Origin of the sequence: Kyrpidia tusciae DSM 2912 (genome assembly GCF_000092905.1) — a bacterium.
In the GTDB taxonomy this organism is placed as follows: domain Bacteria; phylum Bacillota; class Bacilli; order Kyrpidiales; family Kyrpidiaceae; genus Kyrpidia; species Kyrpidia tusciae.
The window spans coordinates 1,175,794-1,198,318 of sequence record NC_014098.1 but is presented as its reverse complement, the minus strand read 5'-3'; the positions used below and the strand labels follow the sequence as shown (position 1 = coordinate 1,198,318).

Annotated in this window: 24 protein-coding genes; 12 read left to right on the top strand and 12 right to left on the bottom strand. The window is 60.4% G+C overall.

Annotation, left to right across the window (positions count from 1 at the left end; all coding sequences use genetic code 11):
• The first annotated feature begins 44 nt into the window (after positions 1 to 44).
• The 3 genes from BTUS_RS05925 to BTUS_RS05915 are packed head-to-tail and all read left to right on the top strand — an operon-like array spanning position 45 to position 2,622.
• Positions 45 to 632 (top strand): ferritin family protein, encoded by a 588-nt coding sequence (locus BTUS_RS05925; RefSeq protein ID WP_013075208.1) that lies wholly within the window; start codon positions 45 to 47, stop codon positions 630 to 632.
• Positions 629 to 2,101 carry an FMN-binding glutamate synthase family protein gene (locus BTUS_RS05920; RefSeq protein WP_013075207.1) on the top strand — a complete coding sequence of 491 codons (1,473 nt, stop codon included), beginning with the start codon at positions 629 to 631 and terminating at the stop codon, positions 2,099 to 2,101. Before BTUS_RS05925 ends, BTUS_RS05920 begins: the two co-directional genes overlap by 4 nt.
• Complete coding sequence (locus BTUS_RS05915; RefSeq protein WP_013075206.1) at positions 2,098 to 2,622, top strand: hypothetical protein; 525 nt, start codon at positions 2,098 to 2,100, stop codon at positions 2,620 to 2,622. Before BTUS_RS05920 ends, BTUS_RS05915 begins: the two co-directional genes overlap by 4 nt.
• 13 nt (positions 2,623 to 2,635) lie before the next feature.
• Here the strand turns inward: BTUS_RS05915 and BTUS_RS05910 are convergent, their stop codons facing one another.
• Entirely contained in the window at positions 2,636 to 2,944 is a 309-nt protein-coding gene (locus BTUS_RS05910) for a DUF6385 domain-containing protein (protein ID WP_013075205.1), read from the bottom strand.
• A gap of 216 nt (positions 2,945 to 3,160) precedes the next feature.
• Here BTUS_RS05910 and BTUS_RS05905 point away from each other — a divergent pair, with 216 nt between their 5' ends.
• Genes BTUS_RS05905 through BTUS_RS16765 form a run of 4 tightly spaced genes read left to right on the top strand, consistent with a single transcriptional unit; the run spans position 3,161 to position 8,835 of the window.
• Positions 3,161 to 3,937, top strand: coding sequence for a DUF6385 domain-containing protein (locus BTUS_RS05905; protein ID WP_013075204.1), 777 nt, complete (start codon positions 3,161 to 3,163; stop codon positions 3,935 to 3,937).
• A gap of 30 nt (positions 3,938 to 3,967) precedes the next feature.
• Entirely contained in the window at positions 3,968 to 5,992 is a 2,025-nt protein-coding gene (locus BTUS_RS05900; RefSeq protein WP_013075203.1) for a tetratricopeptide repeat-containing glycosyltransferase family 2 protein, read from the top strand.
• Positions 5,949 to 7,292 (top strand): glycosyltransferase, encoded by a 1,344-nt coding sequence (locus BTUS_RS16770; protein ID WP_013075202.1) that lies wholly within the window; start codon positions 5,949 to 5,951, stop codon positions 7,290 to 7,292. The genes BTUS_RS05900 and BTUS_RS16770 overlap by 44 nt, the downstream gene beginning before the upstream one ends.
• Positions 7,282 to 8,835 carry a glycosyltransferase gene (locus BTUS_RS16765; protein WP_013075201.1) on the top strand — a complete coding sequence of 518 codons (1,554 nt, stop codon included), beginning with the start codon at positions 7,282 to 7,284 and terminating at the stop codon, positions 8,833 to 8,835. The genes BTUS_RS16770 and BTUS_RS16765 overlap by 11 nt, the downstream gene beginning before the upstream one ends.
• A gap of 8 nt (positions 8,836 to 8,843) precedes the next feature.
• Here BTUS_RS16765 and BTUS_RS05885 read toward each other — a convergent pair whose 3' ends face one another.
• From BTUS_RS05885 to BTUS_RS05875, 3 genes are read right to left on the bottom strand one after another with little or no spacing between them, the layout of a single operon-like run.
• Positions 8,844 to 9,983, bottom strand: a complete 1,140-nt coding sequence (locus tag BTUS_RS05885; protein WP_013075200.1) for a glycosyltransferase family 4 protein — start codon at positions 9,981 to 9,983, stop codon at positions 8,844 to 8,846.
• Positions 9,980 to 10,711 carry a glycosyltransferase gene (locus BTUS_RS05880; RefSeq protein WP_013075199.1) on the bottom strand — a complete coding sequence of 244 codons (732 nt, stop codon included), beginning with the start codon at positions 10,709 to 10,711 and terminating at the stop codon, positions 9,980 to 9,982. The genes BTUS_RS05885 and BTUS_RS05880 overlap by 4 nt, the downstream gene beginning before the upstream one ends.
• The gene (locus BTUS_RS05875; protein ID WP_013075198.1) at positions 10,708 to 11,898 is read right to left on the bottom strand and encodes a hypothetical protein; all 1,191 of its coding nucleotides are present in this window, start codon (positions 11,896 to 11,898) and stop codon (positions 10,708 to 10,710) included. Before BTUS_RS05875 ends, BTUS_RS05880 begins: the two co-directional genes overlap by 4 nt.
• A gap of 170 nt (positions 11,899 to 12,068) precedes the next feature.
• Between BTUS_RS05875 and BTUS_RS05870 the strand changes: the two genes are divergently transcribed.
• Both BTUS_RS05870 and BTUS_RS05865 read left to right on the top strand, forming a co-directional pair.
• Positions 12,069 to 12,980 (top strand): sensor histidine kinase, encoded by a 912-nt coding sequence (locus tag BTUS_RS05870; protein WP_013075197.1) that lies wholly within the window; start codon positions 12,069 to 12,071, stop codon positions 12,978 to 12,980.
• Positions 12,977 to 13,228, top strand: a complete 252-nt coding sequence (locus BTUS_RS05865; RefSeq protein ID WP_123809242.1) for a hypothetical protein — start codon at positions 12,977 to 12,979, stop codon at positions 13,226 to 13,228. Before BTUS_RS05870 ends, BTUS_RS05865 begins: the two co-directional genes overlap by 4 nt.
• A gap of 23 nt (positions 13,229 to 13,251) precedes the next feature.
• Here the strand turns inward: BTUS_RS05865 and BTUS_RS05860 are convergent, their stop codons facing one another.
• The 5 genes from BTUS_RS05860 to BTUS_RS05840 all read right to left on the bottom strand — a co-directional run bounded on the left by BTUS_RS05860 (position 13,252) and on the right by BTUS_RS05840 (position 16,871).
• Entirely contained in the window at positions 13,252 to 14,337 is a 1,086-nt protein-coding gene (locus BTUS_RS05860) for a phosphotransferase family protein (protein WP_013075195.1), read from the bottom strand.
• The gene (locus tag BTUS_RS05855; protein WP_013075194.1) at positions 14,334 to 15,521 is read right to left on the bottom strand and encodes an acyl-CoA dehydrogenase family protein; all 1,188 of its coding nucleotides are present in this window, start codon (positions 15,519 to 15,521) and stop codon (positions 14,334 to 14,336) included. The genes BTUS_RS05860 and BTUS_RS05855 overlap by 4 nt, the downstream gene beginning before the upstream one ends.
• Before the next feature lie 44 nt (positions 15,522 to 15,565).
• Entirely contained in the window at positions 15,566 to 16,291 is a 726-nt protein-coding gene (locus tag BTUS_RS05850; RefSeq protein ID WP_013075193.1) for a 2-phosphosulfolactate phosphatase, read from the bottom strand.
• Positions 16,263 to 16,556: a hypothetical protein gene (locus tag BTUS_RS18375; RefSeq protein ID WP_041303800.1), complete on the bottom strand. Its 294-nt coding sequence runs from the start codon at positions 16,554 to 16,556 to the stop codon at positions 16,263 to 16,265. The genes BTUS_RS05850 and BTUS_RS18375 overlap by 29 nt, the downstream gene beginning before the upstream one ends.
• A 105-nt stretch (positions 16,557 to 16,661) precedes the next feature.
• The gene (locus tag BTUS_RS05840) at positions 16,662 to 16,871 is read right to left on the bottom strand and encodes a hypothetical protein (protein WP_013075192.1); all 210 of its coding nucleotides are present in this window, start codon (positions 16,869 to 16,871) and stop codon (positions 16,662 to 16,664) included.
• 183 nt (positions 16,872 to 17,054) lie between these two features.
• Here BTUS_RS05840 and BTUS_RS05835 point away from each other — a divergent pair, with 183 nt between their 5' ends.
• Positions 17,055 to 17,504, top strand: coding sequence for a PaaI family thioesterase (locus BTUS_RS05835; RefSeq protein WP_013075191.1), 450 nt, complete (start codon positions 17,055 to 17,057; stop codon positions 17,502 to 17,504).
• Between the two features lie 256 nt (positions 17,505 to 17,760).
• Here BTUS_RS05835 and sigK read toward each other — a convergent pair whose 3' ends face one another.
• On the bottom strand, positions 17,761 to 18,477 hold the full coding sequence (gene sigK, locus BTUS_RS05830) for an RNA polymerase sporulation sigma factor SigK (protein WP_013075190.1): 717 nt from the start codon (positions 18,475 to 18,477) through the stop codon (positions 17,761 to 17,763).
• Between the two features lie 477 nt (positions 18,478 to 18,954).
• On the opposite strand from sigK, the gene yhfH reads away from it, so the two are divergent.
• Entirely contained in the window at positions 18,955 to 19,092 is a 138-nt protein-coding gene (gene yhfH / locus BTUS_RS17410; protein ID WP_013075189.1) for a protein YhfH, read from the top strand.
• Positions 19,093 to 19,587: 495 nt separating this feature from the next.
• Positions 19,588 to 20,772, top strand: a complete 1,185-nt coding sequence (locus BTUS_RS05825; protein WP_013075187.1) for an acyl-CoA dehydrogenase family protein — start codon at positions 19,588 to 19,590, stop codon at positions 20,770 to 20,772.
• 7 nt (positions 20,773 to 20,779) lie between these two features.
• Here BTUS_RS05825 and BTUS_RS05820 read toward each other — a convergent pair whose 3' ends face one another.
• Together BTUS_RS05820 and BTUS_RS16760 are read right to left on the bottom strand one after the other, a co-directional pair.
• Positions 20,780 to 21,829: an anthranilate phosphoribosyltransferase gene (locus tag BTUS_RS05820; RefSeq protein ID WP_013075186.1), complete on the bottom strand. Its 1,050-nt coding sequence runs from the start codon at positions 21,827 to 21,829 to the stop codon at positions 20,780 to 20,782.
• Positions 21,826 to 22,419: an ANTAR domain-containing response regulator gene (locus BTUS_RS16760; protein WP_013075185.1), complete on the bottom strand. Its 594-nt coding sequence runs from the start codon at positions 22,417 to 22,419 to the stop codon at positions 21,826 to 21,828. Before BTUS_RS16760 ends, BTUS_RS05820 begins: the two co-directional genes overlap by 4 nt.
• Between the last annotated feature and the right edge of the window lie 106 nt (positions 22,420 to 22,525).

The window sequence follows — 22,525 nt, the reverse complement described above, 5'->3', positions numbered from 1 at the left end:
ACCCAGAACCTTTGTCTAAAAAAGGAAACGGGCGGTGAGCGATCATGCCTCTTGTATGGTGGATCGGAGGGACAATCCTCGCCCTGCTGCTCATCGCGGTTCTCGCCATCGGTGGATTTGTGGCGTGGCGATGGTGGCGGGGGTACATGTCGAGCTATAAATTTAAATTTCACGAACCGAACGTGCCCCTCAAGAAAAAGGAAATCAACCACAATTTTAAATTTATGATCGGCCTGGAGGTGGAGCAGGTCAAAATGTTCCACTACCAAGCCTTCAAGCTTCATCGGGCCGGGAGCTCCGACTACCTGGTGGCGGTTCTCGACGCGGCCGCCCGAATCGAGCACGTGCATGTGCGCCGTCTTCGCTCCCTGTACCATCACCTTTACAGGCGCTCCGCCCCAAACCGCCTCGGCCACGTGGCCGGATGGGTGACCATCGCCATGAGCATGGTCTTACCCGAACGATGGATGGCCAAATGGGACGCCTGGACGGAGCAGCTGGCCATCGCCCACTACGAGCGGGTGGTTCGCCAAACCACCGAGCCGGCGGTGCGGAAAATGTTTCTGGAACACGCCGCGGATGAGCGCTCTCACCGGCAGTTGTTCAAAAAATGGGAGTTGCATGCCCGATGAATGTGTGGCTGGTTTTTTTGAGCGCTTCCCTGGTGGGCAGCCTCGTCACTGTGTTGCTTGTCGTTCTCGTCCTCTGGCGCAAGGGGCGTCGCTGGATCGATCTTGTGGCGGACCGGACGCTGGGCATTCTTGTGACGGATCCCTACCGTCATAATCTCTGGGAGTTTATCAGCGCCAGCCGGCGGAGCGGCGTCCAGCTTCTCATTGAGAACAGCATGCGGGCCGCCACCGGCGAAGTGATCAAACGGCCCATGGGCTCTCCCAAACCCTCCCCCCAATTCGACGCCATCGGCTTCACCCCGGCCCAGGTCACCCGGGCGGCCTCTGCGGGGGTCATCGACCTGTCGGTGGCCATCGGCCCCCGCGCCCGGCGTCCGCTTCACCTCGCCATCCCCATCCTGATCGGTGGCATGGGGTACGGCGTCGGCATCACCCGGCAAGCGTGGAGCGCCTTGCTCGGCGGGGCCACGGCGATGGGGACGGTGGTCAACACCGGGGAAGGGGTCGTCTACCTCGAGGACGTCGATGCGGCCGGCGGGCGATTTATTCTTCAATGGAGCCGGGCCCACTGGGCCAAAGAACCGGAGTTGGTCCGGGCCTCCTCCGCAGTGGAGATTCATTTCGGCCAAGGGGCCTCCACGGGGCTTGGGATTCACATTCCGCCGGAAGAGTTAAAAGAAGCCCGATCTGCCATGAAGCTTGGACCTCGGGAATGGGCGCGCATCGGCGAGCAATTTCCGGGGGTGCAAGGAGTGCGGGATCTTTCGCGCATGGTTGCGTTCCTGCGGGAAATGTCCGGCGGGGTGCCCATCGGGGCCAAAATCGCTCCGGGCGACGACATCGAAGTCTGCCTGGAGGCGCTGCTGGAGTGCGACGTGGATTTTATCACCATCGACGGTGCCCAGGCCGGTACCAAAGGCAGCGAGCCCATCGCCGAGGATGACTTTGGCCTGCCCACCTTTTTCGCCTTGAGCCGGGCCAGGCGATATTTTGACGCGCACCGGGTCAAGGACGTCAGCCTCATTATATCCGGCGGACTCGCCACCCCGGGACATTTTTTAAAAGCGATCGCCCTTGGCGCCACGGCCGTGGCTATCGGATCCCCCGCCCTCTACGCGGCAAGCCATGGCCAACTCCAGAAAGCCCTGCCTTTCGAACCTCCCACCGAACTGGTGCTCATGGTGGGAAAACGCACAAACCGGTTCGATCCCCTGGAGGGGGCCCGTTCTCTCGCCCTGTTCCTCAAATCCTGTGCCGATGAGATGGCCATGGGCATTCGGGCCATGGGGAAAATGTCCATCCGGGAAGTCAGCGCCTCGGACCTGTTTGCCCTGGATCCGGAAGTGGCCCGAACGGCGGGCATCCGCTACGCCGGGGAGGCCCGCTGGGATCGGTACCGGAAAGATCGAACCCGGAGGTGCGAGAATGTATGGTCGCCGAAAAGCCCAGGCTGGAGGGAGCGATCGTGATTCGAAAGAAGGGAATTCGGCAGGATCGTGCTCGCGCCCGCTCCTCGGCAGCCCCTCGCCCGGCCTCGCCTCCTCTCATCACCCGGGATCAGATCGCCGACATACGCCGCCACCTCCCCCTCACCCCGGAGGAAACGATCTATGCCCTGGCTCTGGCCGCCGAAATGTTAGAGCGCTTGATTCGGCAATTGGATCGGCCGCTGAATCGGGCGCCCCACGATGAGACGCGGCTCGGCTGGCAGCGCATGAAACAGCGGCTCGAGGCACACGGGCGGCGGCTGCGCCGGCAGATGCGCCGGATGGGCGAGCCCGAGGTCCAGGTGCGACCCGGTCCATCGGAGATCTCTGATGTGACCTGGGCCCACCTGTTCGCCGTGTACGAGCGGATCATCGACGGAACGAAGGATACCCGCCTGCGATCCGTTTTGCTCGAGATCTGGGGTGAAACCGCCATTGAGCACGGGTGGCTGGCCTCCTGGGTGGTGGATGTGGGAGACATCGACTCGGAGCTTGTCCGTTGACCTGGACTTGGCATCACTGGCCGTTAAAAACGATGATCACGTCAGTGGGCCGCCCGGGTTCGGCGGATTGAAACACCACCCGGGCGTAGCGCAGAAAAAGCCTGGGAACCAGGGCCACCGCCCCTTGAGGAGCTACACTCTCCAACAGGCCGTCCGCAATCAGCGTCCCTTGATCGGGACTCACTTGGACGCCCACGGTGGCGGGGGCCGTACCCGCGTTGATCACCACAAAGGTGTAGATATTGAGGCCTGCCAGCTCAATAAAATTGGACCCCGTGAGTTGGTCGGAAGTTGTGTACGTTTCAACGAACTGGCGGAACATGTAAATCCCCTCGTTTATCGAGAATCAGACTTCCATTTATGCTATGTCCCTTTGCACCCCCGTGACCCTTGCATTTCACCGGTTTATGCCCTCCCAGACCATGTGCACATTTTCGGTTCGGGCGGTGTTCGTCCACACCTTTATGAACATGCTTCCGTATCCTGTCTCCCAGCGATGGCTCTCCACCATCGACTTTCAGGGAAAGGATCGATTGTTTTGCCAAACTTCGCTGTTTTTAACCCAAATCCCGACGACCTTCGGGCACTGATTTTCGGGCGAGATACCACCAATACCAGCCGGATCCTCGCCACCGACCCCTCGGGCAACCTCACCACCGTGGCCTTGGACGGCACCATCGCCAGCGTCCTCGGCACAACGGTCACCGCAGGAACCATCAACAATCTCTTGAACGGCACCATTTCCTCTGTCCTGGGAGCAACCGTCACGGCGGGAACGCTCTCCAACCTCCTGGACGGGACCCTTACAAACATTCTTGGTGCCACCATCACCGCCGGAACTCTGAGCAACCTGCTCGCAGGAACCATCTCCAGCGTTCTTGGAGCCACGGTGACCGCAGGTACATTGTCCAACCTCCTGGACGGCACCATCTCTAACCTTCTGGGGGCGACGATCACCGCCGGGACCTTGAGCAGCGTCACCTCGATATCGCAAAAGAGTTTCACCGAGATCGATTACCCTTCCACGCCCACGGCGGACGCCCTTACACCCCTGCCTCCCGTGACGACGGCAAATCTGGGAACCTACTCTTTCTTTGTTTATAACGCCGGCCCCAACCCCGCCAATCTAAACGTTGAGATCAGCGCGAATGGGACCAACTGGTATATCGATGTTTCTTCCCCCGGCTTGGCTGCTGGGTCTGTAGACGTGCTCGTTCCCAGCCGTTTCTTAAAATACACGCGGCTATCGTACGCTTCGGCGACGACCGGGGCCTCCACCACCATTGACGTATTTTTCAACGCCCAGGGAACCTGATCCCCGGGCGTTCCATAGGAGGGATGCCGGGTGAGCAAACCCTTCCTCGGCGTGATGATGTTGGCAAAAGATGAGGAAGATACGATTTTGCAAAGTCTGGAAAGCACCCGCAGTGTGGCTGACGAATGGATCGTGGTGGACACCGGATCCCGGGACCGAACGGCGGAGGTGGCCAGGAGCTTTGGAGCCCGGGTGATTCACGTCCCCTGGGAGGACGATTTCTCGAAGGCGCGCAATGCGGGCCTCGCCCATGTCCGGGCCGAGTGGGTCCTGTGGCTGGACGCCGACGAGGAACTGAGGGACGCGGATTCGAGTTGGCTGGAGGTGCTCCGTCATACAGAGGCGAAAAGCTTTTGGCTCGATGTTGAAAATCTCCTCGGCCCATCGATGGACGACCGGTTGATCCACCGGGTGATTCGGCTGTTTCGGCGAGAGCCCGGAGTGTATTTTCAAGGGCGCATTCATGAACAAATCGTTTGGGTCAAAGAAGGTTTTTCGGAATCCACCCAGGCTGTTGCAGCCCCTTGGCGGATTGTCCACCATGGGTATCGTCCCGAGATCATCGCCCGGCGGGATAAGGTCCGGCGCAATCTCCGGCTTTTAAGGCTTGCGCTTCGGGATCACCCCCGGCACCCGTTTTACACGTATCAAGTCGGGGTCACCTGGTGCCAGGCCGGCCGCCTGGACCGGGCTGCCCTGTGGCTCAGCCGAGCGGCCTCGTTGACACCCCTTCAGGCGCCGTACCGCCCCACCCTCTTTCGAGACCTGGGGATGGTCTGGCTCGCCCTGGGGAAATTTCGCGACGTCGAGTTGACACTGCGGCCGGAGCTCGAGCGCTACCCGGAGTACGCCGATCTTTTTGTGATATTCGCCGACGCCCTGCGGGCTCAAGGGTTGCGGGAGGAGGCGCTGAAGGCGTATCTGCAGGCAGCGGCCTGTCCTCCCCCCGGTGCCCACGTCGGCAGCGCGGGGATCAACAGCTTCCGCCCCCTCCACGCGGCGGCCCAGCTGTGCCTGGACCTCGGGCGGTTGCAAGAGGCAGAGCAGTCGGTACGCCAGGCCCTGGCGGCCCGGCCGGGGTGGGAGCCGGCCTTGGAAACGCTGGCCGAAATTCTCGCGGCCCGGGATGTACCAGAGGGCGATCTCGTCAAATCATTGGCCTCCTGTGCCGGAACACCGCCGGACCAGCGGAGCCTGGTGCGGGCGCTACTGCATATTGGGGCCTACGGCGAGGTCATCGGGCTCCTGGATTCTGAAGACACCTCTCTCGGCAGTGAAAACCGGCCGCTGCGAGTTCAATGTCTCGTGGCTTTGGGTCAATGGCGGGAGGCGTGCCGGATCGTGGAACTCAGTATCCATTCGGGAGACCGGCCGGTCCCTCTGAGCGAGGAGGAGATCATGGATTACGCCTTGGCCCGGTGGGCTCAGGATCAATCCCTCGACCGCAGACTGGAACTTCCCCCGGTCTATCAAAGCATCGACGCCAGGCTCATGGGGAGCCCCGCATCCCCGGACACTCAAAGCCACGCGGCAATTGGACCGGACATCCTTCGGCCCCTGATCCAACGGGCGGTTCAACACCGCTTGATTCCCTTGGCGGAAGATCTGGCCGCCCTCCACAGCAACGGGATGGATCTGTTTCTCGCCAAGACCCTGTACCGTGAAGGATGGGTCTATCTCGCCGCAGACCGCTTGCTCCGTCTTCTTACCCGGCGCGAGTTGGACGCCGAGGGGCTGTTTCTGTTGGGAGAGATGCTCTACGACAAGGGACATTGGGATCAGGCGGCGGAATTGTTCGAGCAAAGTGCAGGTCTCGGGTTTTCCCGGGCCCGGCCGGCCGCTGCCGCGGCCGCCCTTCAGTCCGCCAAGAGGATGCTGGAAGAAGCCGAGGCTCTCCGACCGAAAAGGGGTGGGTTCGCGGAGGAGCGCAGGGCTGTCGGGCGGGCATTGGAACTTCTCGATGGAATCGGGTGGCACACCCACTGGCGGGGCCGGACAAGGAGGAATCGACATGAGTCGGCCGCAGATCTCCCTCTGCATGATCGTCAAGAATGAGACAGAGTACCTGGACGCCTGTCTCACCAGCGTTCGGGGCGCCGTGGACGAAATCATCGTGGTGGATACCGGTTCGGATGACGGCAGCGCTGAGTTGGCCATGCGCCACGGGGCGCGGGTGATCCGTAAACCCTGGCGGGACGACTTTGCCCGGGCCCGAAATGCCGGTCTCGACCGGGCCCGGGGCGACTGGATTCTCGTGCTCGATGCGGATGAGCGCCTGGAGCCCGGCGGTGCGGCCGGGCTGCGCACCGTGGCACAAGAGCCGGAGGCCGAGGCTGTGCTGATCCAAATCTGTCATGAGCCCGGCCCCGGTCAAGAGCCCACCGTCATCAACCCGGTGGTTCGTTTGTTCCGGAACCGGCCGGAATACCGATTCGAAGGCAGGGTTCACGAACAGATCACTCCTTCCATCTGCCGGGCCCGGCCGGAAGCCCGCTTTATCGTCAGTGAAGTCCGAGTTCGCCACCTGGGCTACCACCCGGAAACGGTGAACAGCCGCAACAAGGTCGCCCGGAACTTGAGGCTTCTTCGCCTGGAGATCCGCGACCACCCGGACCGCCCCTTTCATTGGTACAATCTCGGGGTCGAATACGTGCGATCCGGAAGACTGCCGCGGGCTCTGGCCTGTTTCCGCCGGGCGAGGCGGGGGATCGAACCGGAGCGGACCCCCTGGGCGCACCTTCTGTATAAAACCGAAGCCCGGTGTCTCTACGCCGCCGGCCAGCCCGGGGATGCCCTCGCCCTCATTCAGGAAGGTCTGCGGCTATTTCCGAAGTATACAGATTTATACTGCCTGGCCGGCCTCATTGCTCTGGACCTGGGCCGGTGGGGGGCGGGCACAGAATTTCTGCGCAAGGCTGTGGAGCTCGGCCCTGCTCCTTCGATGTTCCATCGAGAAGAAAGAATGGGAACGTATCTTCCCTGTTTCGCCCTCGGTGCCGCCGCGGAACAACTCCGGGTATACGACGCCGCCCTGATGTGGTTTAAAGCCGCGCTGACCTTTCAGCCGGCCCTGCGGCCGGCCGCCCTTCGAATCGCGGCTATTCTCCGTGTCATCCGGGGGGAAAAGGCGGCTTCGGATTTTTGGGCCACCTGGGCCGCAGGCGATCCGAAGGGCCGGCAAACAAGGAGGATCGGTTCCACGACTTTATCACCCGGGGTAAGCCGGCGTCTGGCGGATGCGGAGCGGCACCTGTGCAGGATAACAGACTCTACACCCTTTCAATCCCTGATCCTCGCCGTTCGCCTGGAGATCGCTCAGATACAACTCGGGGAGGTGGCAAGTCATGCCCTTTGACATCTCGCTCTGCATGATTGTGCGCAATGAAGAAGACTTTTTGCCACGCTGCCTGACTTCCGTCGCCCCCTACGTGTCAGAGATCATCATGGTGGACACCGGATCTACAGACCGGACCCGGGAGATCGCCGCTTCCTTCGGAGCGAAGATTCTCGACATCCCCTGGGCGGACGATTTTTCCCAAGCTCGCAACGCGGGGCTGGAAGCCGCTCGGATGCCGTGGATTCTGGTAATGGACGCCGATGAAACCCTCGTGCCTCCGGATTCGGGGTACCTGGGCCGCCTCCTGGCGGACCGAGATGTAAAAGGATATTTTTTGCAGATCCGCCATCGGATCGGGGACGGTTCTTCAGGCGAATATGTGACGGATGCGGCCTGCCGCCTGTTCCGGAATGACCCGCAGATTCGATTTCAAGGGGTCATCCACGAGGAAACCGCCTCTGCCATCCGGGCGGCGTACGGCGATGGGATTCGGTTCTCCGACCTGGTCCTTTGGCACGAGGGGTATGTCGATGAGGTGATCCGCAGGAGAAAGAAAAATGAGCGCAACGAGCGCCTGTTGAAAAGAGCCCTGGCTCAGCGTCCCGAGGATCCCGTGCTCCTTTACGCCTGGGGAACGGAGCAGTTCCAACAAGCCCGTTATAAGGAAGCACTGACAGCCTTTGAGCGGGCCCTGGAGTCAGCCCCCGTCTTTACGGGGTACACGTCAGACTTGGTGATGAAAACGGCTTACTGCCTCCGTGAACTGGGCCGCCGGCGGGAGGCCGCACAACTGCTCCGGGAAGCGGCCGCTTTTTACCGCGATTTTGTCGATCTTTTCGAGTGGAGGGCCATCCTGCACCTGGACGACGATCGGGCGGACCTGGCTCTGCCCCTCCTGGACCATTGCCTGGCGTTGGGCCCTTGTGACGGCCGCTACAGTTCGGCGTCCGGGGCGGGAACGTATCGAAGTCATTATCTGGCCGGTATCGCCTGTGAACGGTTGTGGTTATGGGAGGAGGCGATGGACCATTATCAACGGGCTCTCCAGACTCACCCCGGCTATGAACCGGCGGGGCGCCGGCTGGCCGAATTGAAATGTTTGTTCGATATGAACAGCGCTCAAGGTGGAAATCAGTCGGTGCCTATGAAAAATGCGGACGTGGGGGCTCCGGTGCCCCCTCCCGACCGGGGATCTGCGGATCCTTCAATAGACCTTCTCCCTCCCAGGCCGTTGCATCTGCTGAGCGTTCCCCGCGAACAAATCGCCACGTGGGCCCGGCAGTATTTGAGCCTTTCCTCCGAGCCGACGTACCAGGAAGCCCTTTTGGCCGGATGGTTGGCTCTGGAAAGCGACCTCGACACCCTGGCTGCCAAATGGTTCGCCCTCGCCGCGGGGATGTACCCCCATCGGGTTGCACCCCGGGTTGGGCGATTCCTGGCGGCGGTGCGCACCTTCCAGCGCCTTGTCCCCGACGTGGCAGCCAGAGTTCTCCCGGAACCCCTGCCGTGGGCCCTCCACAGCCGACAGCTCCTGGCCGCCCTCTCCGAACCCCCGTTTTAGAAGACGCTTCAATCCACGGCCCCGGGAGACCGGGCGGCCCAATCGGCCAACCATGGTCTGAGCACCCGGCTCCACCGGAGCCGCCAGCGAGACCGGTCAAAAGCCCGGGCCGTCTCCCGGGCTTTGCGCCCCAGAGCTCTACGCAGGCCCCGATTCTCAATGCAGCGCCCCACCGCCGCTTCCAACGCTTCAAAATCCGGCGGCACCAACAGGCCGTTATACCCGTCGATCACCAGATCGTTCAACCCCCCGACATCGGTGGCCACCACCGCCGCCCCGCAACTGAGGGCTTCTAAACAAGAAAACGAAGTTCCCTCGGAAAAAATGCTGGGGATCACCACGATGTCGGCCTTTTGATAGGCGCGGACCATCTCCGAAAAGGACAGCACATGGTGAAGGAGGCGATGGCGGTGGGGGTGTTCTTTCATCCAGAATCGAAACACCCGGGTTATGGGATTACCTTCCACCACATCCCCCGCAAACTCCACCACCACATCCGGATGCCGGGCCAGAATCCGGTCCGCCACAATCATCATGGGAATCACGCCCCGCTCCCAGCTGATGCGCCGAGGAAATAGTACCCGCACTTGATCAGCCCGCCGCATCCCGGGGTCAGGGCGAAACCGGCGAGTATCCACATGATTCGGGATAAACACCAATTTTCGCGGATCGTTAAAAGTGCACACCGACCGGCAGTAGGTCACAAACTGTGAATCCACGGACACGATCCGCTGCAGATGATCTAACGCCCCTTGGATGGCACCGGCCACCTGGGCTTTCTCCTGGGCGGAGCCGTCGCCCCGATCCCAGTTGATTCCATGACAAATTCCAATACTGTGGGGGCGGAAGCGAAGGGGATGCCAGAGGAAACTGGCATAAATCACAGGCCCATCCACGGCATCCGCCATCTGTTCAAACACCTTCACGGCATCGTCGGGGCCACATGCGTGTCCATAGACGTCAATCCCACCGACCTGACTGGAAAATGCACCTTGAAAGGACAGTTGGTGGATTTCCGGCCGCATTCCCAAGTCCTGAAGCAAAAGAGCCAGATCAAACATGTAGCGTTCCAACCCGCCCGCAAAAACCCTTTCAAATCGGCCATTGTACCCGTCAACAAAGCTGTGCGTCAGAATCCCCACTCTCATTCTCCGTCTTCCCTCCACTCCACCAAACGGGGATTCGGTTCGAGGATCGAGCGGTACTGGGCAAGGCTTCCCCAGCGGCCGTCGGGATCCAGGGCCATATAGCGCTCATATTTTTGCTGAAGATACTCCCCGGAGCCCACCCACCCGAGGTGTTTGATCCGAATCGGCGAACACAGGCCAGGAAGGGGGCCATAGGATAGGGGAACGCGGGGGACGTGTAGATCCATCGGCGGAAAAAAGTAATGATACCCCGGGAGGAAACGGACCAAGGTAACGGTGTAACGTTTGTGAAGGTTCCAATGTTCGTCCTCTCGGTAATGGGTCAGGCCTCCCCACATGTCGAACATCCGGAAAGCCACCCAATCGTACTGGTCCTGATCGATCAGAGCCCGGATCTCTTCCTTCGCGCGGTCCTCATATAATTCGTCCGCATCCACGGCGAGCAGCCAATCCGGGTGGATGGAGACGGCCACATCCCAGAGCAGGGCACGCAATTTCCACTCCCGCCGAAATTGAGATTCGGGTAGAACGACTAATTTGACGACTTTCTTAAAATCGCGACAAAGCTCGGGGGTCCCGTCGGTACTGGCGTCATCCACGATTACCACGTCATCGACAAATTCCGACAGGCACCGAAGCACGGTGTCCAAATAGCGGTCCGCTTCATTGCGAACCTGCATCATGGCCGTCAAGCGATTACCGGAGGATCTGCGCACCGGGCGAATCATGACGCTCTTTCTCCCCGGCGGATTTGCTCAAGAAGACTTTCCGCCTCGTCCATTTCAAGAATGTAACCAAGGGCGTTGGGGTCTTCGGCGGCGGCCCGGAGAAAATGGTGAATCGCCCCGGGGCGGTCTCCTTGAAGCCAGTGGAAAAGGCCCTCAAGAATCTCGACCGCTTGGGGCAGCGAATGGGTTTTGCAATCCGCCGGCGCGACCTCGCGAAAAGCCTGGTCCGGATAACCTGTCCGCCAAGCGATTTCCAATCGGAGTCGTCCCGCTTCCTCCCCATCTGTTTCACTCAGCACTTCCCGGGCCGAACGCAGGTCATCATTGAGCAGAAAGAGCCGGGCCCGGACCAGCGCCTGCCGTCCATCCTCCAGCCACGTCAGCAAACGTTCATACTCCCATTTGGCAGCTTGGTCCAGCGCAGTCACCCCGTAGGCCTGAACCGCCTCCTCCAAACGCCCCTGCTTCGCCAGAATAGCGGACAAAAACCGGTAATGCGTGACGAGGCAATCGGCACGCCCCGACGCCACGGCCCGTTCAAAAGAAGCAAGAAGGTCCTCCCGGGCCGCGGGATCCTCCAAGAGGTACCGGTAGGCCGCCGAGAAATAGAGAGCCTTTTCGGCGATTTCTTCCCGCCCCACAAAGCCTTGATATTCCTTCAGTCGCGAGTGCCACTGTTCCTTTTCCAGTCCTCTGAGTTCCTCAGGATCCTCCAGCGCCCCTATAACCCGCGACGCCCAGTGCACCGCTTCTTGCCGGCAGCGGTATGGATCCCAAAAAAATACCGTTGGCCGCTGAAAGCACCATTGAAGATACTGAGTTTCCGATCGAACAAATACAGCGTCTGCAACAGCCGCAACGAGGTTCGCCCAGCGGCGCTGGGCAGCCGTGCTGAAAGAAAGATCAGCCATCACGGCGACCATGCGCTCCGGGCGCCAACCCCCGAAGGCAGACACCCACAGCGGTTCGGTCACGATGGCCGTGGTTTCATCCGCGGGCAGTCGCCGGCAATCCTCAACAGAGATGTCACGAACGACATCCTCCACATCGGCATACTTGTCGAGACCTGAACCGCCCGAGTCGGAACCTGCGCCCACATAATACCGGCATTCGGCCGGGAGCACCTCCAACAGGTCGCGATAGGGAAAACGGGAAAGTGTCTCCGATCCAAAAGCCACCACCTTCATTCTTCGCCCCTCCCTCCACCTTCCTTCCAATGTATGAGTGTGGCAGCACTGAGGAATGTTCGACTGCCTAGCCCCACGCCACATTAACCGTCTTTCCACTCCCTTGCGAAACCTTCCCGGATCCCTCACAATACAGGAGAAGCCTGTTCGAGCAAGAGAGGTGATCCCCCGTGAACGAACGCGCTGTTCGGCGTGCCTTGCTCATCGTCCCCGCCGTGGTCGTCGCCCTTTTTGAACTGATTCGACATACTCCTTGGGTGCTCAGCCTTCTTCCCATGGAAACCTCCAACTGGATTACCGCCGTCCTTGCAGGTTTGGTTACGGCCCTCATTTCCAGGCGGCTTTTTGCCAGGCTGGACGCCTTGCATGACGAGATCGCCCAGGCACGGGAACGGGAGCTCGTCGCATCCGAGCATAAGAGAATGGCCGAGAAACTTCACGACGACATTGGGCAAACCCTCTTTTTTATCGGCGTGCAACTGAACCATGCCCGAATAAAACTTCCGGCCGGACATCCGGCCAGTGTACACCTGGGGGAGATCGAAGACGCCCTCCGGGAGGTCGACAGTGAACTGCGCAAAACGATCCTCGATCTGCGGCCTGGGATTGGCGACTCGGTGGATGAACACACGTGGAAAACCCATCTCGAGGAGTTCGCCGCCGGTTTCGGCGCACAGGTCGTGATCGCCGGCGATGCGCCGGAACTGGCTCCCGTCGCGTGGCCGGTTCTCGCAGCCATCTGCCGGGAAGCAGTGGTGAACGCCGTCAAACACGGAGCAGCACGGCGGGTGTTTCTCACTTGGACCCGGTCCGGAGGACGGTGGGAGTTGATCATCACTGACGACGGGCAACAGGAGGAAAGTTGGGATCGCGGACAAAAAGAGGGGCATTACGGCGTAACACTCATGCACCAGCGGGCCGCCTCCATTGGGACGGAAGTTCGCTTTGAGCGGACGCTCACCGGGCTCCGCATTCGCCTGACGCCGGGCGGCACCACCGGCGACTCCGTCTCCAGGCGACGGAGAGCCCTGTCCAGCCGTATAATCGCGGGTTTCCGAGGCCAACATAAGGTCAACCCATGAGGAAACTCGGAGGAAGAGCGACCATGTTCTGGCTGGCCATCTTGTTCGTCGCCGCTGCGCTGTTGGAATGGCCCGCCATGTGGCGGGCCGGCCAGCGCAGAGAGTTGGCTGTTCACGGAACGTTACTCGCGCTGGCCCTCGTTATGGCAGCCATGGTCCAGTGGCAGGTCTACCTGCAGTTTAACCCTCTGGCTCCCTTGGAAGCTGTCTTCGGCCCCATCACCCAGTGGTTTTACCGCATCCTCTAACCGATCGCTGTGCAGGGTTCACCTCACGCCCGGCCGGGAATGCACCCGTCAGCGTACTCCAACAGTCGCCTCACCCGGAGCCCAAAACCGGCAAACCTCGGATCCTGGGTCTGTCCCCGTTTCCACCGCACATAGATCTGCTGGAGAATCACCGCCAACTTAAAGTAGGCAAACACCATATAAAAATCCAGGGACGATACATCCCGTCCGCTCCGGCGCCAATAGCGCTCCACGAACTCGTCTCGACTGAGAAATCCGCCGTATTTGGTCACCGTCGGCAATACCTCTTTGAGCAGCTCCGGGTCCGTCTCCTCGGCCCAGTAACTGAGAGACACCGCCAAATCGAACAGCGGGTCGCCGATCGTTGCCATTTCCCAGTCCACCACGGCGACAATCCGGGAGAGGTCGCCCGGGTCCAGCAGCAGGTTATTTAACTTGTAGTCGTTATGAATGATCGTCGCCGCCGGCGACGCCGGAAGATGATCCCCCAGCCAGCGGGTGATCCGATCCACCTGGGGAATGTCGTCCGTCTTCGCCCGGTGGTACCGGTCGATCCATCCGCCGACCTGCCGCTGCAAAAAGCCCTCCGGTCGGCCGAACTCCCCCAGGCCCGCCTCTCGATAATCGACCGCGTGCAGCTCCGCCAGCGTGTCCACCACCGCATAGGAAATCCGCCGACACAATTCCGGCGTCGCCTCCACGCCCGGCGGGAACTTATCGTCCAATACCGCTCCCCGCCGGTACTCCATCACGTAAAACGGCGCCCCGAGCACCTCGGGATCCTCGCAAAACGCGTAGGGCCGCGGGGCCAACGGAAACACCCGATGCAACCGACTCAAAAACGAGGATTCCCGCTTCATGTCGTGGGCCTTCGGCGGCAGCGGCCCGAAGGGTGGCCGCCGCAGCACCGCCTCCCACGCTCCACACCGAATCCAGTACGTGAGGTTCGATGCCCCGGAGGGAAACTGCTCGACCTCCACCGGGCAATCCCCCAGCCCCTCGATGTGCCCCGACAAAAACCGGCGCACCGCGTCGACATCCAGTTCTTCTCCGGGCCGAACGGGAATGGTGCCCCGTCCGCGGCCCGGGCGACTTGCTTCCGCCGTCACAACGATCGCCTCTCCCGAAACTCTCTCATGATCCGCTTCGCCACCACCACCCGGTGCACTTCGTCCGCACCGTCGTAAATCCGCGCCGCCCGGGCCTCCCGATAAAACCCTTCCAAGGGCGTGTCTTTGGAGAACCCGAGGGCGCCGTGCACCTGGATGGCCCGGTCGATCACCCGGTGGAGCGCATTCGCCCCGTAGAATTTGATCAGCGAAATCTCTTTTCGCGCATCGAGCCCCTGGTCCATTTTCCAAGCGGCATGAAGCGTGAGAAACCTCGAGGTCTCAATGTCCGCGTAGGACTCGGCAATGTCGTTCTGCACCGTTTGAAAATCGGCCAGTTTCTGCCCTCGGGTCTCCCGGCGCTGCACGTAGTCCAGCATCATCTCGAAACTGCGCCGCATCACGCCGATCCAGCGCATGGCATGGGTGATCCGCCCGGGCCCCAAACGAAGCTGAGCCAGCCGGAAGCCGTCCCCTACCTCCCCCAGCAAGTTCTCGCCCGGGATCCGGCAATTCCGGAACCACAGCTCCGTGTGCCCTCCGAGGGTGTCGCCCATCACCGGCACATCCCGGACGATCTCCAGCCCCGGCGTCCCCGCCTCCACGATGAACATGCTCGCGCGGCGGTGAGGGTCGGCATCGGGGTCGGTGACCGCCATCACGATGAAAAACGCCGCCCGGGATCCCCCGGTGGCGAACCATTTATGCCCGTCGATCACCCAGCCGTCCCCGTCCCGGCGGGCGGTGGTCCGCAGCAACGTCGGGTCCGACCCCGAGACCTCCGGTTCGGTCATGGCGAACGCCGTATAAATCTCCCCGGCCACCGAAGGCTTCAGGTATCGTTCCTTCTGCGCCTGCGTCCCGGCCAGCCACAGGATCTCCTGGTTGCCGGTGTCCGGCGCATTGGTGCCGAACGCCCGGGGGGCGATCGGACTGCGGCCGAGGATCTCGTTCATCAGTCCCAAGGTCACATAACCCATGCCAAGGCCTCCCGCTTCTTTCGGCAGATGCGGCGCCCACAACCCGGCCTCTTTCACCCGCTTCTGGAGCCCGCGCATCTTCTCTTCGGGCAACCCTTCTTCTTCATGAAAATCCCGTTCGGCGGGATAAATGTACCGTTCCATGATCTCGTTTGTGCGATCAAGCACCGATTGTTGTTCCGGTGTCGGGGAAAAATCAAACACGGCTCTCACCTCGTTGGAGTCATTGGATTGCTCCGTTGGTTGAATCAGGTGCCGAACAGGCGTAACCGGCCATCCTCCAGCCCGACCACGGCCGTACTCGCCCCCACGGCACCGGCGAACTCCAGGGTATGGCGGCGGCCGACGCTCGTGAACCAACGACCCACCCGGCCCAGGCTCAGCGCCTCCACCATCCGGCCGTCGTGCATCCGGGCCGCGTCCCGGGCCAGGATCGCGCCGTCATCCAATTCCCAACCCGCTGTGCCGAGCCGGTCGGCGATCACCCCGGCACAGAGGGCATCTTCCAGCGACTGGCGCCCTTTTGATCCGGCGCAGATGAGGTAGACCACCGCAAGGTTCGCCTCCTGTACATACTTCGCCACCGCCGGGGCATTGCGCAGCGAAGCCAGAAGAACCCGCTCCGCACCCTCCGCCCGGCGCAGGGCCGGGGTGCCGTTGGTGGTCAAAAACACCACGTCCCGACCGGCGATCCCCTCTTCGGTATACTCCTCGGGAAACGGCCCCAGATCAAACCCGGGAACCTCCCGACCGTCCTCCTCCCCGCCGGTCAGAAGACGCGGGGACATCCACGTTCTTTTCAACTCCAGGGCGTCGGCCAGGTCCCGGGCCGGAAACACCCGACGAGCCCCCCGCTCCATCATCGTGATCATGGTGGTGGTCGCCAGGAGCACGTCCATCACCACCGCCCCGGCCCCCCGGAGGCGATCCGGGTCGATCTGTTCTTTAGCCGTCCACAGGTACACTCTGTTCATCCGATCGTTCGACCTTTCCTCCCTCACGACCCTGCAGAGCGCTCCCGAAGCTCCCTGCGCAGGAACTTCCCCGTCGCAGTTTTTGGAATCTCGGGGAGGAACTCCACCAGTCGCGGATAGTTATGCGCCGCCGCTGCTCCATCATGTCAAGGGCCACAGCGGCATCAAAATGATGAAACCCGATCACTTTTTCAGAATAGGCCGCGTAGAGCGAATCCAAAGCCACGAGAACTTTGGCCCCGGAGTCCCGGAGATGGTATTCCACCCCTTGGCCCCGCGTTTCCAAGCCCCGTATTGGGCGATTAAAAATTGCGGGTTATTCTGTGCATAAACCGCACCCGATCCAGCCACTCCCGCACCTCATCGCCCCCTAGTCACACATCGCCGCAGCCTGAAGGTATTCCGCATATCGATCTTCGCAATTCCGCCGCACCAAGCTGGCATACACGGCGGCATCCAGGTCGTCCGCCGAACCAAACACGATCTCCAGATCGCGCAATTCCCGCCATAGATCCGCATTGACCCCTTCTGCAATCAGCCGTTCCACGAAACCCTCCACCGCCTCGCGGCAATGGCGCATGTTCCCACCTCCAGGTTCCGACTAGTCCCATTGTACCATAAAATTTTGATCTGTCTTGCCGCACTCCGCCCCCTTGCCCCACCCCGCCGGCAGATTGTTATAATAGAACTGATTTTCGAACGTCCGTCTGGTGTTCACCGACCGGCGGATTGCCAACCGAAGCACGTAAGGAGATGTAAAGGAGTGGGATACGAGCGGTGTTACGTGTGCGGCGCCGAGAACCCCAAGGGCCTTCATCTGCATTTTGAAAAATATGGCGAGGAAGGAGTCACCGCAGAATTCAACTCTGAAGAATGGCACGGCGGCTGGCCGGGGATTCAACACGGGGGCATCACCTGTGCGCTCTTGGACGAAGCGGCCGCTTATGTGGCCAATAATCTGGGGCTGATTACGGTCACTGCTAAACTCGATGTGGAGTTCCAAAACCCCATCCACTCTGGGGAGACGGTGCGCGTCGTGGCGTTTCCCGTGCGAAAGACCCGCCGGCTGATTGAAGCGGAGGCCCAGATCACCAGCTTGGACGGGGTCCCGAAGGCCCGGGCGCACGCCAAGATGATGGTGCTCAATCACACCCAGCTCCAGTCGATGGGACTAGAGGGACTGACGCCGGTCAACCTCGACCCCGACCGATGACGTGCAGCCTTGGAAACTGGCCCAGGACCGGTGTTTCGGGTCGCGAAAAAGCCGGGGAGGACCCGTAGATCTTACGGGTCCTCCCTGGCTCCGAGCGCTCGATCAATGGTCAGCCGTCACCCAACGAGGAGATCCAACGGGTGCTCCAATCCACGTTTCACCGTGGCCAAGAACTGGGCGGCCGGCGCCCGTCCACCACCCGATGATCGAAGGTGAGGCTAGCCCCGTCAAGTCCCGGCCGCCGCGCCCCCCGCCTTCAGCGGTCGTCCCCGGTGGTTCTCCGCCTCGGCCGCAGATCATGCAGCAGCTTCATAAGCGCACGCTTCTCGATCCGCGACACGTAGGAACGGGAAATCCCCAGTTCCTCAGCAATCTCCCGTTGGGTTTTTTCTTCGCCGTTTTGAAGGCCGAACCGGCCGCGGATCACTTCCTGCTCCCTTTCATCCAATTCTTGCAGCTTTTCGTAAATCTGATGTTTCTCTAGCTTCATCTCGACAATGTCCACAACATCATCGGCATCACTGCTCAGAATATCCAACAGCGTCACTTCATTGCCCTCTTTATCCGTTCCAATGGGGTCGTGGAGGGACACATCCTTGCGCGTTTTCTTCAGGGCTCGGAGATGCATGAGGATCTCGTTTTCGATGCAGCGGGCAGCATAAGTGGCCAATTTTGTCCCTTTGTGGGGTTGAAAACTTTCAATGGCTTTGATCAGCCCGATTGTGCCGATGGAAATCAAATCTTCGGTGTCCTCGCCGGTGTTTTCGAATTTCTTGACTATATGGGCCACAAGCCGCAAATTGTGCTCGATCAGCAGGTTGCGCGCCCGTTCGTCTCCCTCGGCCATCTGTTTTAGGTATTGTTCTTCTTCTTCTTCAGACAGTGGATGGGGAAACGCACTATTCTTGATATAGGAGACAAACAGGGCAATCTCCCGCACCAACAGGGCCAACAGCGCCGTCAATCCGGCCACCGGACCACCTCCCGTCCCCTGGGAACCCGGCGCGAAAAGGCTCCGGTTTATGTATATGCGGGGCAGGCAGGGGGGTGACCTGGCGGACAGGCGCCCTCATCACATGAAGAAGCTGCTTCGCTTCCTCGGCGTTTTTTCCCTCCAGCCACCTTGTTTGTTTGGACATCCCGTGACGTCGCAACCCCGCCGCGGCGGTGGATCCAGTCTGCCACGCCGAGAAGCCGACGGTCCGTAAGTTTTGCGGGCATCCCTTTTTCTGCACAAGCTCCTCCATCAGATCAACATACCGCCAGCAAATCGACATCGGACCTTCTGGACCGCAAAAGTTTTAATAGCCAGCCTGGCCCGTAGCCGCGGCCCTGATGCCACGGAATCGTCACAGATTTGGGCGGGTTTTTCTGTTGTACTACACTTTACGAATCTCTTCGACGGTGTTATACTACAGTCAACAAAAGAGAACGACCGGAGGGGACCAAGATGATCGCGGTGATGGAATTTTATACGAAAATCCCAAAGAAACAGTGTACTGTGTGTGGGAAGGAATTTGAAGAACAATGCGAATCCTATGCCACTGAGTGTGAACACTGCATCAACCACGTGCAGGCCGAGGAATAACGAGTCAAGGGGGCAAAAAGCCCCCTTGACTGCTATAATGGGACCCGTAAAATGCATGCTCTCTCTCCTTTTGGGAGGGAGGGCGGCTCCCTTCCGGAAGGAAGAAGACAAAGGTCAGGCCAACAACGGTTTCTGGATAGGTTTAGACAGATATTCCGGCAACTATCAGTACCATTTATTACCAATTTTCCTCGGTCAGCGTCACCCGGCTCACTCTCGCCCGATCCACCACCACCCGGACCGTTCCGACCGGCGTTTCAAGCACATCATAAACGGGCATCCCGGCGCCTCCTCACCTTTGAACTTCCAGTTGGCCAATCTTTGGTCAAGTCCTGAATTCTCACATTGCACGCTCACTCTATCGCGTATCCAGGGGGAAAACAAAAGGGTCCACAAAGTTGCGGCAGCAAGAGAAAATCAACACGCAGACAGCAAAAAGAAAACGCTCTCTGGTAAAATGAACATGGATGACGGTGAGGCGAGGAGGTGAGCCGGATGGGCACGATTCGCGACTATTTTGCAAAAACACCTCTCCAAAGGGAACGACTTTCGCAAATCGGCCGATTGTCCGATCGGCTGGCGGTTGACGCACACGTCGCCGACGAGCGGAATCAACTCTCCCTTGCAGCGATCGAAGCCCTAAAAGCGATCCACTATCCCGCGTTCACAGTACCTCGCGAATGGGGGGGACTCGGGATCGGCCTTTATGAATGGGTGCTCTACCAGGAACGTTTGGCGCAAGGGGATGCGTCGATCGCATTGGGGATCGGATGGCATTTGGGCATCATTTACGATTTGAGGGAGAAACGCTCGTGGCCGGATGCCGTCTTCCGGCAGCTTTGCAAGGAGGTCGTGGAAAAGGGAGCACTTGTGAACCGTGCGGCGACAGAACGTGCGACCGGCAGTCCGTCCCGGGGCGGGAAGCCGCAGACGGTCGCAATACGGAAACAGGACGGTTACGAACTTCGCGGCCGCAAGACGTTCACGACCCTGGCCCCTGTGGTGGACTATTTTATCGTTACGGCAACGATTGAAGGCACGGAGGAACATGCGGAATTTCTCGTCCAGCGTGAGACGCCGGGGGTGAGGATTGATCCGACCTGGAACATGGTCGGAATGCGCGGAACATCCAGCCACGATCTGGTCCTTGACGGGGTCAGATTGCCCGCGGAAGCTCTTGTGTACGTCAAGGCCAGCCGTCATCAGGGTACAGCCAGCCCGTATCTGTTGTTCATTCCCGCCTGTTATCTGGGCATCGCGCTGGCGGCTCGGGAGGAAGCATTGAAGTTCGCGGCTTCCTACCAACCCAACACGTTGAATCATCCGATTTTGTACACGCCGAACGTTCAGCAATGGCTCGGTCAGATGGAACTGGAACTGTCGGCGGCCAGACACTATTTGTATGCGGTCGCTGAGCGGTGGGACGCCCGGCCTGACGATCCTGCGTATTTGGAACCCGAATTGGGGGCCGTGAAAACCTATGCAGTTCAGACGGCCCTGTCCGTGGTGGACAAAGCGATGCGGGTGGTCGGCGCACACGGTCTTGCCCTCTCTCACCCGCTTCAACGCATGTACCGGGATGTGCGCTTCGGTCTTCACAATCCCCCGATGGATGACATGGTGATTCACTCATTGGCCCAGCGGGCGGTGAAGGAAGCGGAAACAGCCGGTGGATCGTGACAGCCGTTTATCCCGCATGCGGAGCCAGCCACTCCGAATGTTGCCACTGCTTCAATCTTCCTTCCGCCCGGCCGGTGCGCCAATGGTCGCGCACCCGTTCCACCGCCTCGTCCAAGGACACCGCAGCGCCCCGGGCAAACAGCCGTACTGCGGCGCTCCACACCGCCCATCGCGCATAGGAACTCTTTTCCCCCGCCAACACCGATTCGGTATACCGCGCCTGCAGGTCGGCGTCAGGCGGACAAGTTGGATCCGCTTCAAGGCCGTAGGGCCGGGGATCGAAGGCCTCTATGTTCCATCGATGTCCGTCGAACACATAGACCGAAGTCGCCCGGTTGGGATAAGGATCTTCTGAACCCTCCACCCCTTGAATCAGGACGCACCTTCGAACTCCATCCAACTCACACACGGCGGCGTACCGTTCGAACGCAGGTCTGTGAAAGGCCCCCACGATCCGGTACTCTGAGCGTCCGGGATTGATCAACTTCTCGACGCTGTGGATGAATGTGCGCAGACCGAGTTGTTCCCGAACCGATCGCAGTTCCGCCAACGGGGAAAGCCAACTCTCCGTGTCCAGAAACACGATGCCGACCCGCACATGGCGATCTGCATGGCTCTCCGCCCTGACGGCCGAAACCCGCAAAGCGCTCAGCACTTCACCGACGGTCAGTCCGTATTTGGGAGGCAGTGGCAGGGATCCGTGGAGGAACTGCTTCACGCCCAGATCCGCGGCGAGAACCGCCGCCGCCACGGAAGCGCAAAAGGTCTTTGTGCGGCCGTCGTATCCCCCGGCGACGTCCAGGGCTTCCGGGAGAAGATGCGCGGGCCACGAGGGCGCGTGCGCACGCCAAGTCTCGATGAACGCGTGCACTTCCTCCGCCGTCTCCCCCTTCATCCGCTCCGCCAGCAGAAAAGCCCCGAGTTGGGCGTCGGTCAGGTCCCGGCGATACATCCGCTCCGCCATATGACGAGCTTCGTCCCGGGTGAGATCCCGGGCGCCTCTCCCCCCTCGTCCCACCTTGTGAATCAATTCATGGATACTCCATGTCTCCGTCACGGAATTTCACCTCCATGTACGGAAATATCCAGCCCGGCATCGAGAACCGCCCGGGCGATGTCGGCAATGGTCTTTCTCTGGCGCATGGCCTCCGTTCTCAAGATTCTGTACGCCTCAGGCTCTTCGAATCCGAACCGAGCCATGATCCGCCTTTTCGCTTGGTCGACGACTTGTTTGTCCAAACTCTTCCGGATCACCGGATCGGCCGATTCCCGTTGTTTTCCTTTCAGCGAAAAATGCCGCTTCGCCAGCTCCAAAATTAACGACACTCCAACAGGTGTGCCGCCGACTTCGAGGATGCCGTCGACCGCGCAGGGAGGAAGGTGAGAAAGGCACGCTTCCCCGCAGGGCACCAACAGAAGGGGTACACAGGGGGCCCACTCAGCTTTCTTTTCTCCGTCCGAATTTCCATCCGGCCGGCCTGAACAAACCCACACCAAGGCATCCATCCCGTCCGAAGGGAGAACACCAACAACGACGGCATATCCGCACCGTGCCAGCCACCGGGCCACCCGGTTCACGCGCTTCTCGTCCCCCGCCACAGCCAGACGACCGACACATGTCGAACTCCGTTCGACCACGCGCCTCATTCCTTTCAGCTCCCGGAAGACCGCCGCTTTTCCCGGACTGGTTTTTGATGTTTTGTTGATACTTACGATAAAATACATCACTCATAACGTCAATATATCGGACAAA